Source organism: Martinezella multihospitum, from assembly GCF_900094585.1.
GTDB classification, from domain to species: Bacteria; Pseudomonadota; Alphaproteobacteria; order Rhizobiales; family Rhizobiaceae; genus Rhizobium; species Rhizobium multihospitium.
The window spans coordinates 282,569-296,031 of record NZ_FMAG01000004.1 but is presented as its reverse complement, the minus strand read 5'-3'; the positions used below and the strand labels follow the sequence as shown (position 1 = coordinate 296,031).

Annotated in this window: 11 protein-coding genes; 4 read left to right on the top strand and 7 right to left on the bottom strand. The window is 59.6% G+C overall.

Annotated elements, in window-relative coordinates; translation table 11 throughout:
• Window positions 1-20: 20 nt before the first annotated feature.
• Window positions 21-1,037 (bottom strand): zinc-dependent alcohol dehydrogenase family protein, encoded by a 1,017-nt coding sequence (locus tag GA0061103_RS17545; protein WP_092713302.1) that lies wholly within the window; start codon window positions 1,035-1,037, stop codon window positions 21-23.
• 156 nt (window positions 1,038-1,193) lie between these two features.
• On the opposite strand from GA0061103_RS17545, the gene GA0061103_RS17540 reads away from it, so the two are divergent.
• Window positions 1,194-2,087 carry a LysR family transcriptional regulator gene (locus GA0061103_RS17540; RefSeq protein ID WP_092713300.1) on the top strand — a complete coding sequence of 298 codons (894 nt, stop codon included), beginning with the start codon at window positions 1,194-1,196 and terminating at the stop codon, window positions 2,085-2,087.
• Between the two features lie 43 nt (window positions 2,088-2,130).
• On the opposite strand, the gene GA0061103_RS17535 is transcribed toward GA0061103_RS17540, so the two are convergent.
• From GA0061103_RS17535 to GA0061103_RS17525, 3 genes are all read right to left on the bottom strand, one after another.
• Window positions 2,131-2,880, bottom strand: coding sequence for a response regulator (locus GA0061103_RS17535; protein WP_092713298.1), 750 nt, complete (start codon window positions 2,878-2,880; stop codon window positions 2,131-2,133).
• Window positions 2,881-2,992: 112 nt separating this feature from the next.
• The gene (locus GA0061103_RS17530; RefSeq protein WP_092713296.1) at window positions 2,993-6,142 is read right to left on the bottom strand and encodes an efflux RND transporter permease subunit; all 3,150 of its coding nucleotides are present in this window, start codon (window positions 6,140-6,142) and stop codon (window positions 2,993-2,995) included.
• A complete protein-coding gene (locus GA0061103_RS17525; protein ID WP_208603535.1) occupies window positions 6,142-7,248 on the bottom strand; it encodes an efflux RND transporter periplasmic adaptor subunit in 1,107 nt (368 codons plus the stop codon). Before GA0061103_RS17525 ends, GA0061103_RS17530 begins: the two co-directional genes overlap by 1 nt.
• Window positions 7,249-7,413: 165 nt before the next feature.
• Here GA0061103_RS17525 and GA0061103_RS17520 point away from each other — a divergent pair, with 165 nt between their 5' ends.
• Both GA0061103_RS17520 and GA0061103_RS17515 read left to right on the top strand, forming a co-directional pair.
• Entirely contained in the window at window positions 7,414-8,097 is a 684-nt protein-coding gene (locus tag GA0061103_RS17520; protein ID WP_092713292.1) for a response regulator, read from the top strand.
• A 2-nt stretch (window positions 8,098-8,099) separates the two neighbouring features.
• Complete coding sequence (locus GA0061103_RS17515; RefSeq protein ID WP_092713290.1) at window positions 8,100-9,416, top strand: HAMP domain-containing sensor histidine kinase; 1,317 nt, start codon at window positions 8,100-8,102, stop codon at window positions 9,414-9,416.
• A gap of 97 nt (window positions 9,417-9,513) precedes the next feature.
• On the opposite strand, the gene GA0061103_RS17510 is transcribed toward GA0061103_RS17515, so the two are convergent.
• The 3 genes from GA0061103_RS17510 to madL form a co-directional block, all read right to left on the bottom strand.
• The gene (locus tag GA0061103_RS17510; protein WP_092713288.1) at window positions 9,514-10,182 is read right to left on the bottom strand and encodes a GntR family transcriptional regulator; all 669 of its coding nucleotides are present in this window, start codon (window positions 10,180-10,182) and stop codon (window positions 9,514-9,516) included.
• A gap of 252 nt (window positions 10,183-10,434) precedes the next feature.
• Complete coding sequence (madM, locus tag GA0061103_RS17505; RefSeq protein ID WP_092713286.1) at window positions 10,435-11,199, bottom strand: malonate transporter subunit MadM; 765 nt, start codon at window positions 11,197-11,199, stop codon at window positions 10,435-10,437.
• A gap of 11 nt (window positions 11,200-11,210) precedes the next feature.
• A complete protein-coding gene (gene madL / locus GA0061103_RS17500) occupies window positions 11,211-11,633 on the bottom strand; it encodes a malonate transporter subunit MadL (RefSeq protein ID WP_092714336.1) in 423 nt (140 codons plus the stop codon).
• A 174-nt stretch (window positions 11,634-11,807) separates the two neighbouring features.
• On the opposite strand from madL, the gene mdcA reads away from it, so the two are divergent.
• Window positions 11,808-13,457: a malonate decarboxylase subunit alpha gene (mdcA, locus tag GA0061103_RS17495; RefSeq protein ID WP_092713284.1), complete on the top strand. Its 1,650-nt coding sequence runs from the start codon at window positions 11,808-11,810 to the stop codon at window positions 13,455-13,457.
• Window positions 13,458-13,463: the final 6 nt, after the last annotated feature.

The window sequence follows — 13,463 nt, the reverse complement described above, 5'->3', positions numbered from 1 at the left end:
TCCTCTTCATGGCCTGTTCCTCACATCCTGAGCAGCGCCTTGATGGCGCGGCGCTCGTCCATGGCCTTGTAGCCATGCGCGACATCGGCAAGCGGAACCGCCAGATCGAAGACCTTTCCGGGATTGATTTGACGCGTCATGATGAGATCGATGAGGTGGGGGAGGAAGCGACGCACAGGAGCTGGGCCGCCGAGCAGGTTCTTCTGCTGGAAGAACAGCATCTGCCCGTCCAGCTCGACGCCATGCGGAACGCCGACATAGCCGATCGAGCCGCCGGGTCGGGCGCTATTGATCGCCTGCAGCATGGATTCCTGCGTACCGACGCATTCAAGAACGGAATCGGCTCCGATCCCTCCTGTCAGTTCATTGATCTTCGCCACGCCCGCATCGCCACGCTCGGTGACGATATCGGTCGCGCCATATTCGAGCGCAAGTTCCTGGCGTTGCTTGTGGCGGCTCATGGCGATAATGCGCCCAGCGCCCATCTGCTTGGCAGAGAGCACGCCCATGAGCCCGACAGCGCCGTCGCCGACCACGACCGCTGTGCATCCCGGAGTAACGCGTGCCGCATCCGCCGCATACCAACCCGTGCCCAAAACATCAGAGGCCGCAAGAAGGCTCGGGATCAAGTCATCCGACGGCATGGCGTCGGTCGCAACCAGGGTTCCGTCGGCAAGCGCGATCCGTGCATAGGGTGCCTGGGCGGCAGACATGAACTCGCGATGTTCGCAAGAAGACTGAAAGCCAAACCGGCAGTGCGGGCATGTGTTGTCCGAAAGACAGAACGAGCCGACGACGAATTGGCCCGGCCGGATCGTTTTCACCTCGCTGCCGACCTCCACGACGACCCCGCAATATTCGTGCCCCATATGCTGCGGCCCTGTCACCGCCTGGATGCCGCGGTACGGCCAGAGATCGGAACCGCAGACACAGGATGCCGAGAGCTTGATGATGGCATCGGTCGGCTTGAGGATCTTCGGTTCCGGAACTTCCTCGCAACGAATGTCACCGGGGGCATGAAGGACTGTTCCGAGCATGGCATGGTCTCCCGTCAGCGCGCATTGCGCCTGCCTGTTTCGTGATCGGGAGATCAGATAGCATTGCTCGATCAATCGGATTAGATAGGGTAATTTGCATGAACCTATCGAAAATTGATATTAATATGCCTCCCGAATTTGGGGTAGGACAAGATCATGCCACGGGAAAATTTCAACGAACTGCTTGTGTTCCTGGCCGTCGCCGAGGAGCGGAGCTTCACGAAGGCGGCCGCGAAGCTGGGCACATCCCAATCGACGCTCAGTCATGCCGTGAAGAAACTTGAAGAGCGCCTGGGCATGCGCCTGCTGACGCGCACGACGAGAAGCGTCGGGCTGACCGAAGCGGGCGAACGGCTGCAGCAGTCCCTGTCGCCCCGCATTGCGGAGATCGAGGCAGACATCGAAGCGTTGACCGTCTATCGGGAACGGCCGGCCGGAACCGTCAGGATCACCCTTTCCAACCATGCCATGGAAAGCGTCGTGTGGCCGAAATTATCGTCCATCCTTGCCGATTATCCTGATATCAAGCTTGAGCTCAGCGTCGATGGCAGCTTCCGCAACATCGTCGAAGACGGGTTCGATGCCGGCGTCAGGCTTGGCGAAAGCCTCGAGAAGGACATGATCGCGGTACGCATCGGCCCCGACTGGAGGCTGGTGGCCGTCGGCTCGCCAGACTACTTTAGAACCAGATCCGCACCACTGACCCCACAGGAACTGATGCGTCACAACTGCATTCGTCGACGCCTCGACCGCATCGGCGGTCTCTATGCCTGGGAGTTCGAGAAGGACGGAGAGGAGATCCGGGTCAGGGTCGAAGGCCAGCTCACGTTGAATACAGACCGCGAGATGATATCTGCCGCCCTAGACGGACACGGAATTGCCTACGTTCCGGAAAGCTACGTCGAGCATCATCTGGAAGCGGGGCGGCTTCAGCTTGTCCTAGACGACTGGTGTCCGAAATTCGCGGGCTACTACCTTTATTATCCCAGCCGCCGACAGAATCTTCGCGCATTCTCTGTCGTCATCGATGCCCTTCGGGAAAGAGGCTGAAGTCACACGAAAGGCGATAACGGCGGCCAGCATGGTAAGCGTGTCAAACGAGAACTTCAGGCTCAAAATCTGACTCGACCGCGGTTACCGCGACCGTCAACTGATAACCGCCATTGCGGATCGTTCTGAATATCGGTTCCTCAGCCGTTTCGCCAAGCTTGCGGCGCAGCCGGCTGATGAGAACATCGATCGAGCGGTCGGCCGGATCGCGGTCGCGTCTTTGAGTCAGGTCCAGCAGTTGATCACGCGACAGCAATCGGCCGGCGCGCTCGAGAAACGTCTTGAGAAGATCAAATTCGGCGCCAGTCAGCGGGATCGGCTCGCCATTGCTCCTTGTTATCCGGCTACGCTGTGGATCAAGTGTGATGTCCGCAAAACGAAAGCACTTCGCCTGAGACTCGGATGGTGTTCTAAAGTTCATGCGACGCAGGACGGCACGGATCCGCGCCGTCAATTCGCGAGGATTGAACGGCTTGCAGAGATAATCGTCGGCGCCGATCTCGAGGCCGAGGATGCGATCGATATCGTCCTTCAGTACGGTCAACAAGATGACGGGAACCCGACTGTGATGATTCTGCAAGTCGCGGCAGAGGTCGAGACCCGATCCGTCGGGTAGCATGACCTCCAAAATTACGAGATCGGGGGGACACCGAGCGAGAATCTCCCGGCAGCCATGAAGATTGGTTGCCGTCCTGACGCGAAAACCTTGGTCGCCAAGATGTTCGCTCAGAAGGTGGCGAATCCTGTCGTCGTTATCAACGACCAAGATATCGGGGACGATCGTTAAACTCATGAATATCCTCTATCGCCAATCCGGTTATCGCGGTCATTGTCGGCGCTCAGCTGATGATCGCTAAGAACTGACGAACACCGCGGCTCAAGCTGCGCGTCTCCGGACGCGACGGTCAGCCATGACCATGTCCTCGCCGTGCATGATCGGGCCGGAATGCAACGGCTCCGCGGTCCACAGGCGCAGGAGCTTCCGCGGCAGTTTCAGGGGACAGGCCGATCCGACGCAGGAGCCGTTTCAGGACTGTTTCGAAGTCATCGACGAAGGTGAAAATGACGGGGATGACGATGAGGCTGAGCAGCGTCGACATCGTCACGCCGCCGATCACGACGATGGCCATCGGCTGACGGAAGCTTGAATCGCCGCCCGTCAGGCTGAGGGCGACCGGAAGCATGCCCGATGCCATGGCAATGGTGGTCATGACGATCGGCCGCGCGCGCTTGTGACATGCGTCGATAAGCGCGTCGAACCTGGACATGCCTTGCCGTCGCGACATGATCGCATATTCGATCAGCAGGATGGAATTCTTCGTCACCACACCCATCAGCATAAGCAGCCCGATGACAGCCGCCATCGAGAAGCTGGTTCCCGTCAGTACCAGCGGCAACAGCGCACCTCCGAGCGAGAGCGGCAGGGCCATCAGAAGTGTGAGCGGCTGCAGGAAATCGTGGAACAACAGGACGAGGACGGCGTAGATACAGAAGATGCCGATCGCCATGGCCAGGCCGAAGCTCTGAAACAGCTCCGAGCTGCGCTGCAATTCGCCCTGCTCCACCAGCGTGACACCCTGCGGCAGGTGCTTGAGCGCCGGCAACGCCTGCGCCTCACGGTTGACTTCGCCGAGAATGCGGCCGTTGAGCTCGACGGAAACGGTGACATTGCGCATGCGGTCGATCCGGTCGATCTCCGAGGGGCTGCCACCGATGCGGATGTCGGCTATCGATCCGAGATCGACGCTGCCATTCGTCCCCACCACACGCATATTCCTGATATCGTCGAGATTGGTGCGCGTTTCCGGCGAGAAGCGCACGACGATCGGGATCTGACGCTGCGGCAAGGTGAGCTTTGGCAGATCCGAGGAATATTCCCCGTTCGTCGCCACACGCACGGCGCTGGCGATCGCGTTCGAGGTTATGCCGAGCGCCGCGGCGCGCGCAAAATCGGGCGTGATCTGGATTTCAGGTGCTTGTCTGGCCGCCGTCGATGTGACCGCCCCGATCCCCCGAAGCGTGCGAAGCTGCTCCTCCAGCGCCGTGCCTGCGCTGTCGAGCACGCCAGCGTCATCACCGGCAAGAGTGATGTCGAGCTTGGTGCCATTACCACCACTACCGACCTCCACACGCACTCCCGGAAGGACCGATAGTGCCTGCCGGATATCGTTCTCGATTTCCGACTGCTTTCGATGCCGATCGCCGATCGGCGTCAGGACGACCACGATCGTCGAGGAGGCAACATCGCTCGTGGAACTGCTGTCGATCCCGCCACCGGACGATGAAGAGCCAACCGAGGAGAAGACATGCGTGACGTCACGCAACGCGCCAACAACATCGGCGGCCTTACGGGTCATTGCCGCGGTCTGCTGGATGGTGGAACCGGGTTGCATCGTCAGCGTGATCTGCGTGCGAGCGTCATCCGAGGCGGGCAGGAAGCCAGACTTCAGGAAGGGAATGGTGGAAAGTGAAAGCCCGACGATGACAACCGTTATCGCAACCGTGGTCTTCCTGTAATTCAGGGCAGCCTTTGCGATCCTCATATAGGTCCGCATGATGCGGCCGTCCTTCTCCTCAGACGGATGGGCCTTCATGAAATAGGCTGCCATCATAGGCGTCAGCAGACGAGCAACGGCAAGAGAAGCAAGGACTGCGACCGCAGCGGTAATCCCGAACTGCCGGAACAGAAGCCCCGGGATACCACCCATGAAAGCCGTCGGCAGGAAGACCGCAACGAGCGTAAAGGTGGTTGCGATGACGGCGAGGCCAATTTCATTGGCCGCCTCCATCGCGGCATCGATCGGTCGCTTGCCCATTTGCAGATGGCGGGCAATGTTTTCGATTTCGACGATGGCGTCGTCCACGAGGATGCCGACCACCAATGACAGGGCAAGCAGCGTGATGATGTTGAGACTGAAACCGGCAAAATACATGGCGAGAAATGTCGGGATTACCGACAAAGGCAGCGCTACCGCCGACAGAATCGTCGCACGCCAATCCCGAAGGAAGATCCAGACAACGACGATTGCAAGAATGGCGCCTTCGTAGAGCATATGCATCGAACCGTGGTAATTCTCCATGATCGGTCCGATCGTGCTGTAGGCCTGATCGATTTGCACATTGGAATGAGCTGCGGCGAATTTCTTTATCGCCTCATCAACAGCTGCAGCGACCCCGCTATCGGAAAAGCCTTTCGAGCGCTTGATCTCGACCGCCACCACCGGTTTGCCATCGAGATAGGCCATCGACGTTCGGGACGCAAAACTGTCCCTGACCGATGCGACATCGTCGAGACGCACGGCTTGCCCGTTTGCCAACGGGATCCTAAGCGCCCTCAGCGCTTCGACGGAGGGCAGATTTCCAAGGGTGCGCAAGGTCTGCCGCGCCTCCCCGATTTCGCCAAGACCGCCCGACGTATCGGCCTGCACGGCCTTGAGCTGCGATGACACGGTCGCCGCAGTAACCCCGAGCGATGCCATGGTCGATGGGTCGAGATCGACATGCACCTCGCGATCGACGCCACCAATACGGTTGACTTGACCAACACCCGGCACCGATAGCAGCGCCTTGGTCAGATCGTTGTCGATGAACCAGGACAACTCGGTCTCGTTAAGATTGGCCGAGCGGACCGCATAGGTGACGAGCGCGGAGCTTTGGACGGTATTCTTTGTGACGCTCGGCGTCTCCATTTGCGCCGGCAAATCGGCCTTGACGCTATCGACGGCATTGCGGACCTCGTTGAGAGCCGCCTCGCTATCCTTGTCCAGTTTGAAGGAGACCTTGATCGACACGGTGCCGTCGGTGATCGTCGTCGTGATGTGATCGAGATAGCTCAGCGTGGCAAGACTGTCCTCGATGGTGCGGGCGACTTCCGTCTCGAGCTGCGTCGGTGCAGCACCATCGAGCGTAGCGGAGATATTTATGGTCGGAAGATCCATGTCCGGGAAGTTCTGGATCGCCAGCTGCTTGAATGCCCAGAGCCCACCAAAGCCAAGCATCACGAACAGCAAAATCGCCGGCACGGGATTGCGAATGGACCATGCTGAGAAATTCATCAGTTTGTCTCCGCGACCTTTACAAGATCATTGTCCGACAGGAATGCACCGCCCGACGTTACGACCTTTGCAGACCGGTCCAGGCCGGACACGATCTCGACCTCGCCATTGTTGCGGCGACCTGTTTCCACCCGCACCCGTCGCACCCGGCTGTCGTCGCCGACCGTGAAAACGTAATTGAGCCCATCGCGGAAAACGATCGCCGTTTCGGGAACAGTCACGGCCGGCGTCGTCCGCAGCTCTATGCTGCCTGTGACGTAGAACCCGATCCGCGGCTGCATATCTGTGGGTAGTGCGACATAGATGATTGCGCGGCTGGTATCCGTACTCACCGACGGCCCGACCAGCCGTACCCTACCCTCGATCCGACGGCCGTCAGGGCCGTTGATGATCGCCTTCAAGCCTTCCGAAATGCTCGGAAGGTAGCGTGCCGACACTTCCGCCTGCCATTCAACACGCTGCTGGCGAACCATGCGAAACAGCTCGGTGCCGGTGGAGACCACCGCACCAAGATCGGCTGAACGCGAGGTTATCAAGCCATCGTCCACGGCCGTGATCGTCGTTTGCCCAAGCTTGATCTTTTCGCTGTCGAGCGCCGCCTCCTCGGATGCGAGGCTTGCGGTTGCGGTCTGCTCGTCAGCAAAATATTCGGTGATCTTCTCGGCGGACAAGGCACCGGAGGTGCGAAGTTGCCGCGCCCGATCCGCGTTGGCCGTGGCTTTGGCAAGACTGGCCTTGGCCGTTGCCACGGCAGCTTCCTGCTTGCGAAGCTCGGCCAGAACACTGTCCTGCGATAGCCGCGCCAGCGTCTGTCCCTTCTTCACCACCGATCCGACATCGACCAGAACGTCGGTGATGCGCAGGCCACTCGTTTCCGAGGCTATGATTGCGTCCTGCCATGACTTCAGCCAGCCGCTCGCCGGGACGGTTTCAGGCCAGCTCCGCAGCTCCGGTGCGGCCAGGGAAACGGTAAGAGCAGGCGCTGCGGCCTGTTCCGCCGCGGCATTTCGGAAGGGAAGGGAAAGGAGAAGCGTAGCCGCGACGAACGCGGCTGCGAATCTTACGGACGGCTTTTTCAACAATGCATTCCTTGCGGTTCCTGACAGGAGCGCGAGCGGTTCCAATCGAGCAATCGATCACAGCTCATCGGCATCAATCAGTAGCCGGACGAATGTTAAGTGCGGTCAAGTGAGTGTTAAGTTATGTAAAACTTGGCCTGAGCTTCGCCTTTATATTGTATGAGTTGCCGATATGAATGATGGACAGGGTGAATGAGCAAGGTTCTTCTCATCGACGATGATGTCGAGCTAACGATGCTTTTGCAGGAATATCTCACCGAGGAAGGATATGACGTCGCAACCGACACGGATGGGCGGGCGGCCATTGCCGCCGCCGCCGCAAATACGGTCGACATCATCGTCCTAGACATCATGATGCCCCGGATGAACGGGATCGAGGTTCTGCAGCGGATCCGCAAGCTCAGCCAGATCCCCGTGCTGATGCTGACGGCAAGAGGCGACGACATCGACAGGATATCCGGCCTGAACCTTGGTGCCGACGATTATGTGCCGAAGCCCTGTTCGCCAGGCGAACTTGCAGCGAGGCTGCGGGCGATCTTGCGGCGGACGCACCAGCCGGCGGGTGCATCAATTGACGCCGTAAAAGCTGGTCGGCTCGTGATCCATCCGGGCAAAAGAAGCGCCGAATGGTGCGGCGAGCCGCTGGAGCTGACCGGCACGGAGTTCGGCCTGCTGGAAGTCCTGGCTCGCAACGCCGGTCAGCTGGTGTCAAAGCAGGACATTTCCAAGCAGGCGTTCGGAAAACCGCTTACGCCCTTTGATCGCCGCATCGATGTTCATATCAGCAGCGTTCGTCAGAAACTTGGCCTGCGAGAGGACGGGCAATCCTGGATCCAGTCCGTACGAGGCTTGGGTTATCAACTGCTCGTGGATTGACCATGCCAAAACTCTTCTGGAAGTTCTTCACGATTATCTGGCTGACGCTCGCAGCAACCGTCGGCGTCGTCATTATTATAGTCAAGCTTATCCAGGCGGTCCCCTTCGCGCATGAACTGGAACAGGACCGGCGGACACTCCTCGTCAACCTCGCTGCAAACATTCTGATCGAGAACGGCGAGGACGCCGCCAGACGTTTCGTGTTCATGAGCGAAAAAACACAACCGGTTGGTCTTTCCTTGTCGAAGACCTCGGACACCAACGCATGCCCGCAAGTGGACGCGGCCGATGCACGTTCGGTCTTGAAGGACGGGAGTTGCTACCGAATTTTTGCGGCGACGCCGATGAGTTTCACCTTTGAAAACCTTGCTCCCATATTGCCATGGCTGACGATCCTGATTTCGAGCACGATCGCGGCAGGTGCGCTCGCCCGATATCTCATCCGCCCTGTCGTGCATCTGCGAAACGGCCTGAGCGCGCTTGCGAATGGCCGCTTCGACTTCCGCATCGGCGACAAGATGGCCGGACGAACGGACGAAGTCACAGCGCTCGCGCACGACTTCGATGCCAGTGCTGCGCGATTGCAGGAACTTCAGGATGCGCAGCAGCAGCTGTTTCACGATGTGTCTCACGAATTGCGCTCACCATTGTCCCGCCTGCAGGCCGTCGTGGGCGTCCTGCGGCAAAGCCCGGCGAAACTCGATGCCATGCTGGACCGCATGGACCGGGAGGTCGAGCGCCTTGATGTGCTGGTGGGTGAAGTCCTGACACTTGCCCGGCTGACCGCCACCTCAAGCATGCCGTTGAAAATCCAATCCCTCGATGTCGTCGAACTCCTGAACGAAATCCTGGGCGACGCGGCATTCGAGGCGCAGGCACGGGATGTTTCAATCACCACCGGCATCAGCGGTTCATTCCCGGCGAAAGTCGAAGGAGAACTGATCTACAGGGCGCTGGAAAACGTCGTGCGAAACGCCGTCAAATACACGGATGCCCACTCACACATAGCCGTGCTTTGCGAGATAAAGGACGATGTCCTCAATATTCGCGTCGCCGATCAGGGGCCGGGCGTCAGGCGAGACGAGCTGGAGCGCATCTTTCAACCCTTTTCACGCGGCAAGGATGCCGTGACCGGAGACGGATACGGCCTTGGCCTTGCAATCACCCGGCAGGCGATCGAGCGTCATGGCGGCCGCGTGTTTGCGTCACTGCCTGCTGCCAGCGGCCTTACCATTACGCTCGAAATACCTCGAAAGCCGACGAGCCAAAGCAGACTGGGAAGTGGTTCGGACGCTGCGCAGCCCGTCAAAATCAACTAGCCGCGGCGATCCCAATTTCCGGCGAATTCGCCACGCGTCCTTGTTCGGCACAACCCAAGACCAGACAACTTGGGCGACGGTGGAATCGTTTGGCTATTCAGTCGGCTCCCTCGTCGATTTCCATATAGCGCGCCAATGCCAAAGCCGCATTCAGCATGTGCTCGCGCATGACCAGGGTCGCTTCCGTCGCATCGCCCCGGATCATGGCGCGCAGGATCGCCTCGTGCTCAAGGAATGAAGCTGTCAATCGCTTCGGTTGGCGCAGCTGAGTCCTGCGGAATGGCAGCAGTCTTGCCCGCAGCCTCATCAATTCATCAAACAGAAACTCGTTATGCGCACCGCGATACAGCGTTTCGTGAAAGGACAAATTGAGCTTGTCATACTGTTCGAAGTCGTCTGCCTTCGCCGCAAGTTCAGAACGCTCGTGAATTTCGGTCAGAACCGCACGCTCCACGCCTGTTATCCGATGGGTTGCAAGGCGGACGCACATGCATTCCATCTCGGCGGTTACTTCGAACATCTCCATCAGCCGCGGCAAGGTCAGTGGCAGCACAGTCGCACCGCGTCGCGGGCGAATCTCGACCAGGCCGATCGCTTCCAGCTGACGTAGAGCGTCCCTCACCGGCGTGCGGGAAGCGCCGAAGCGGCTGCTGAGCGTTGCTTCGTCCAGACTTGTGCCAGGCCTTATGGCGCCGGAGGAAATCTCATCCATCAACACCAACTTAATGCGCTGACCGATCGATCCAGCTTCGTCAAATTCCGTCATTTCAAACCTTGCTTCCGATTTGGCGTGCAACCGTTCGGTTTTACACCATCCAATTCGACAGATAGCAATCTATATGAAGCACCAAGGCGCGTCCGGCTTGTTTTGCCTGCTGGCGAGGAGATCATCGACGGCGGCGGCGGCAAGCATCGAGGTATCGCCAGGCACGCAGAACTCGTCCTCGGCGATCCTGTGCAGGATGAGGCGTCTAAGGGCCTACTCCTGCACCGTTTCGACCGGCTTTCCCATGTGGGTTCAGCCCCCTGCAATCGCCCGCACGGCAAGGTAAAGGATCGAGGGCGCAACGAGGCAGCCCAGCCCCGTATGAAACGTCGCCGTCAGCGCACCATAGGGAACGAGACGGCGATCGGTCGCCGCCAAGCCACCCGACACGCCGCTGACGGTTCCCATCAGGCCACCGAACACCATGGCACTGCGAGGATTATCGAGACCGATCGCCTTGGCCACGATCGGGGTTCCGACCATGACAAGGACCGCCTTGAAAACACCGGTCGCAATCGACAGCGCAATCACCGCCGAGCTTGCGCCCAGAGCGGCACCCGTCACAGGACCTACGATGTAGGTAACCGCACCGGCACCGATCGTCGTTATGGATACGGCATCCGTGTAACCGAAGGCGACGGCGAGCAACGAGCCGACAATGAACGGGAGCAGCGTACCGAGGCCCAGGGCAAGCGCTCCGACAAGGCCAGCCTTGCGGGCCTGCGCAACGTCCACTTCAAAGGCCGTGGCAACGATGGCGAAATCGCGCAGCATGGCTCCACCCATCAGGCCGATGCCACTGAGGATTGGAATATCCACCACCCCTTTCTCGCCTCCGGTCCACAGACCGGCCGTAAAGGCGGCAGCGAGCCCCAGAACGATTGCGATGGCCGAGCCGTGAACGCGGCCGAACAGGACATGTTTCGAAATGGCATTCGACAGCCACATGACCAATCCGACGATCGCAAACGCGGTAAGCAGGCTGTTGGCAGTCAGGTCGTGTTTCAAGATCTCCATGGCAGCCTCCCTCAGCCCGGGTTACCGGAGGCGGCAAGCTCACCCCTGGCCTTTGCTTCGATTTCGTCCATCGTGTCGCCTCTCTCGCCGACACGGCTCATCAAGGCGACAGTTGCGAAGCAAACGAAAACCGTCACGATGCCGGCGATCAGCACCAGCGGACCGCTGCGTGCAGCCACCAGCACGTTTTGCTGCGCTGCCATGGCGACGACGATCGGAATATAAAGAGCACCCCAAAACTCGACACCGAGTTTGAGCGGCAGCGTCAACAAACCTCGTCTACTCAGCCAAAGCCGCGTGGCGATGAGCAGGATCATGGCGATGCCGACACCGCCGACATTCGCCTTCACGCCAAGCGCCACTCCCAGGAGATCACCGAGGATGCTCCCCAAGAGGGTGCAAAGGGCAAGCATTGCGACACCGGAGATCATCATGAGCGATCCTCCCCGCATGCGCTTCTATAGAAATACAAACTCAACATTTTTCCTCCTCCAATGCATACAGATAAACCGCATGACGATTTTAAAATACACGTTGTTGCAGTTTTCGCAATTGTGTGTACATTATATTTCCAGAAACACGCTCTTGCGCATACAAAGGGCAATCAAATGCTTGATTGGAATACGAAAGGTCGCGACAGGCTGGCGCGTCTCGAGGCCGGCCAGCGTTTCTCTGCCGGCAAGCTCGTCGACCCGCAGCAGCTCGTCGCTTTTCTGGAAGCGATCCTGAAGCCTGGAGATCGCGTTTGTCTTGAGGGCGACAACCAGAAGCAGGCCGACCTGTTGGCCAAGGCGCTATCCAAGGTCGATGTCACCAGGATACACGATCTGCATATGGTACAGTCGGGTGTGGTCCTGCCGGAGCATCTCGACATTTTCGAAAGCGGCGTCGCCCGGCGGCTCGATTTTTCTTATTCCGGCCCGCAGTCGGCCCGCATCGCGCGCATGATGTTCGGCGGCCAGATCGAACTGGGTGCCGTTCACACCTATCTGGAACTCTTCGCTCGCTACTTTATTGATCTGACGCCACAGGTGGCGCTCATCGCCGCGGTCAGCGCGGACAAAGCGGGAAATCTCTACACCGGGCCGAATACGGAAGACACGCCGACGGTCGTCGAGGCGACGAGCTTCGGCAAGGGTCTGGTCGTCGCCCAGGTGGGCGAGATCGTTGATCGCGTGCCGCGCGTCGACATTCCCGCCGACCAGGTTCATTTCGTGGTGGACGCCAAGCGACCCTTCTATGTGGAGCCGCTGTTCACGCGCGATCCGGCGGCGATCACCGAAACGCAAATCCTGACGGCAATGCTGGCGATCAAGGGGCTGTATGTGCCCTATGGCGTGCGCCGCCTGAACCATGGCATCGGCTTCAACACGGCGGCCATCGAGCTGCTGCTGCCGACTTACGGTGAACGGCTGGGATTGAAGGGCAAGGTCTGTACGCATTGGGCACTGAACCCTCATCCCACTTTGATCCCCGCCATCGAGGCCGGATGGGTGGAGCAGATCCATTGCTTCGGGTCCGAAGTGGGCATGGAAGACTATATGCGGGCTCGCCCCGACATTTTCTTCACCGGGCCTGACGGCTCGCTGCGCTCCAACCGCGCCTTCTGCCAGACCGCCGGGCTCTATGCCTGCGACATGTTCATCGGCTCGACCTTGCAGATCGATCTTGCCGGCAACAGTTCGACCGTGACCGGCAGCAGGGTCGCCGGTTTCGGCGGCGCCCCCAATATGGGATCGGACGCGCGAGGTCGGCGTCATCCGAGCGAAGCCTGGCTGCGTGCCGGTCGGGAAGCCGACCCCACGGCAGCCACTCCCGCCCTGCGCCGTGGCCGCAAACTGGTCGTCCAGATCGGCGAGACCTTCGGCGACGGCATGGTGCCGATGTTCGTCGAGCGTCTGGCCGCCCTGGATCTGGCTGACAGACTGCAGCTCGATCTGGCTCCCGTGATGGTTTACGGTGACGACGTGACCCATATCGTGACGGAAGAGGGGATCGCCAATCTGTTGTTGTGCCGTGACAGGGACGAGCGGGAGCAGGCGATCCGGGGCGTGGCCGGTTACACCGAGGTCGGCCGCGCCAGGGACCGCAAGATGGTGGAGCATCTGCGCGAGCGCAAAGTCATCCAGCGTCCCGAAGACCTTGGAATTGATCCCTTGGATGCCGATCGCAGTCTGCTGGCCGCGCATTCCATAAAAGATCTGATGCTTGCCTCCGGCGGCCTGTACAGGCCGCCTTCCCGGTTCCGCAATTGGTAGGCCACC

What these genes read in the sequence shown, in the direction of transcription:
- GA0061103_RS17545 (WP_092713302.1), bottom strand. Translation starts at nt 1,037, where the DNA reads ATGCTCGGAACAGTCCTTCATGCCCCCGGTGACATTCGTTGCGAGGAA.
- GA0061103_RS17540 (WP_092713300.1), top strand. Translation starts at nt 1,194, where the DNA reads ATGCCACGGGAAAATTTCAACGAACTGCTTGTGTTCCTGGCCGTCGCC.
- GA0061103_RS17535 (WP_092713298.1), bottom strand. Translation starts at nt 2,880, where the DNA reads ATGAGTTTAACGATCGTCCCCGATATCTTGGTCGTTGATAACGACGAC.
- GA0061103_RS17530 (WP_092713296.1), bottom strand. Translation starts at nt 6,142, where the DNA reads ATGAATTTCTCAGCATGGTCCATTCGCAATCCCGTGCCGGCGATTTTG.
- GA0061103_RS17520 (WP_092713292.1), top strand. Translation starts at nt 7,414, where the DNA reads ATGAGCAAGGTTCTTCTCATCGACGATGATGTCGAGCTAACGATGCTT.
- GA0061103_RS17515 (WP_092713290.1), top strand. Translation starts at nt 8,100, where the DNA reads ATGCCAAAACTCTTCTGGAAGTTCTTCACGATTATCTGGCTGACGCTC.
- GA0061103_RS17510 (WP_092713288.1), bottom strand. Translation starts at nt 10,182, where the DNA reads ATGACGGAATTTGACGAAGCTGGATCGATCGGTCAGCGCATTAAGTTG.
- madM (WP_092713286.1), bottom strand. Translation starts at nt 11,199, where the DNA reads ATGGAGATCTTGAAACACGACCTGACTGCCAACAGCCTGCTTACCGCG.
- madL (WP_092714336.1), bottom strand. Translation starts at nt 11,633, where the DNA reads ATGATGATCTCCGGTGTCGCAATGCTTGCCCTTTGCACCCTCTTGGGG.
- mdcA (WP_092713284.1), top strand. Translation starts at nt 11,808, where the DNA reads ATGCTTGATTGGAATACGAAAGGTCGCGACAGGCTGGCGCGTCTCGAG.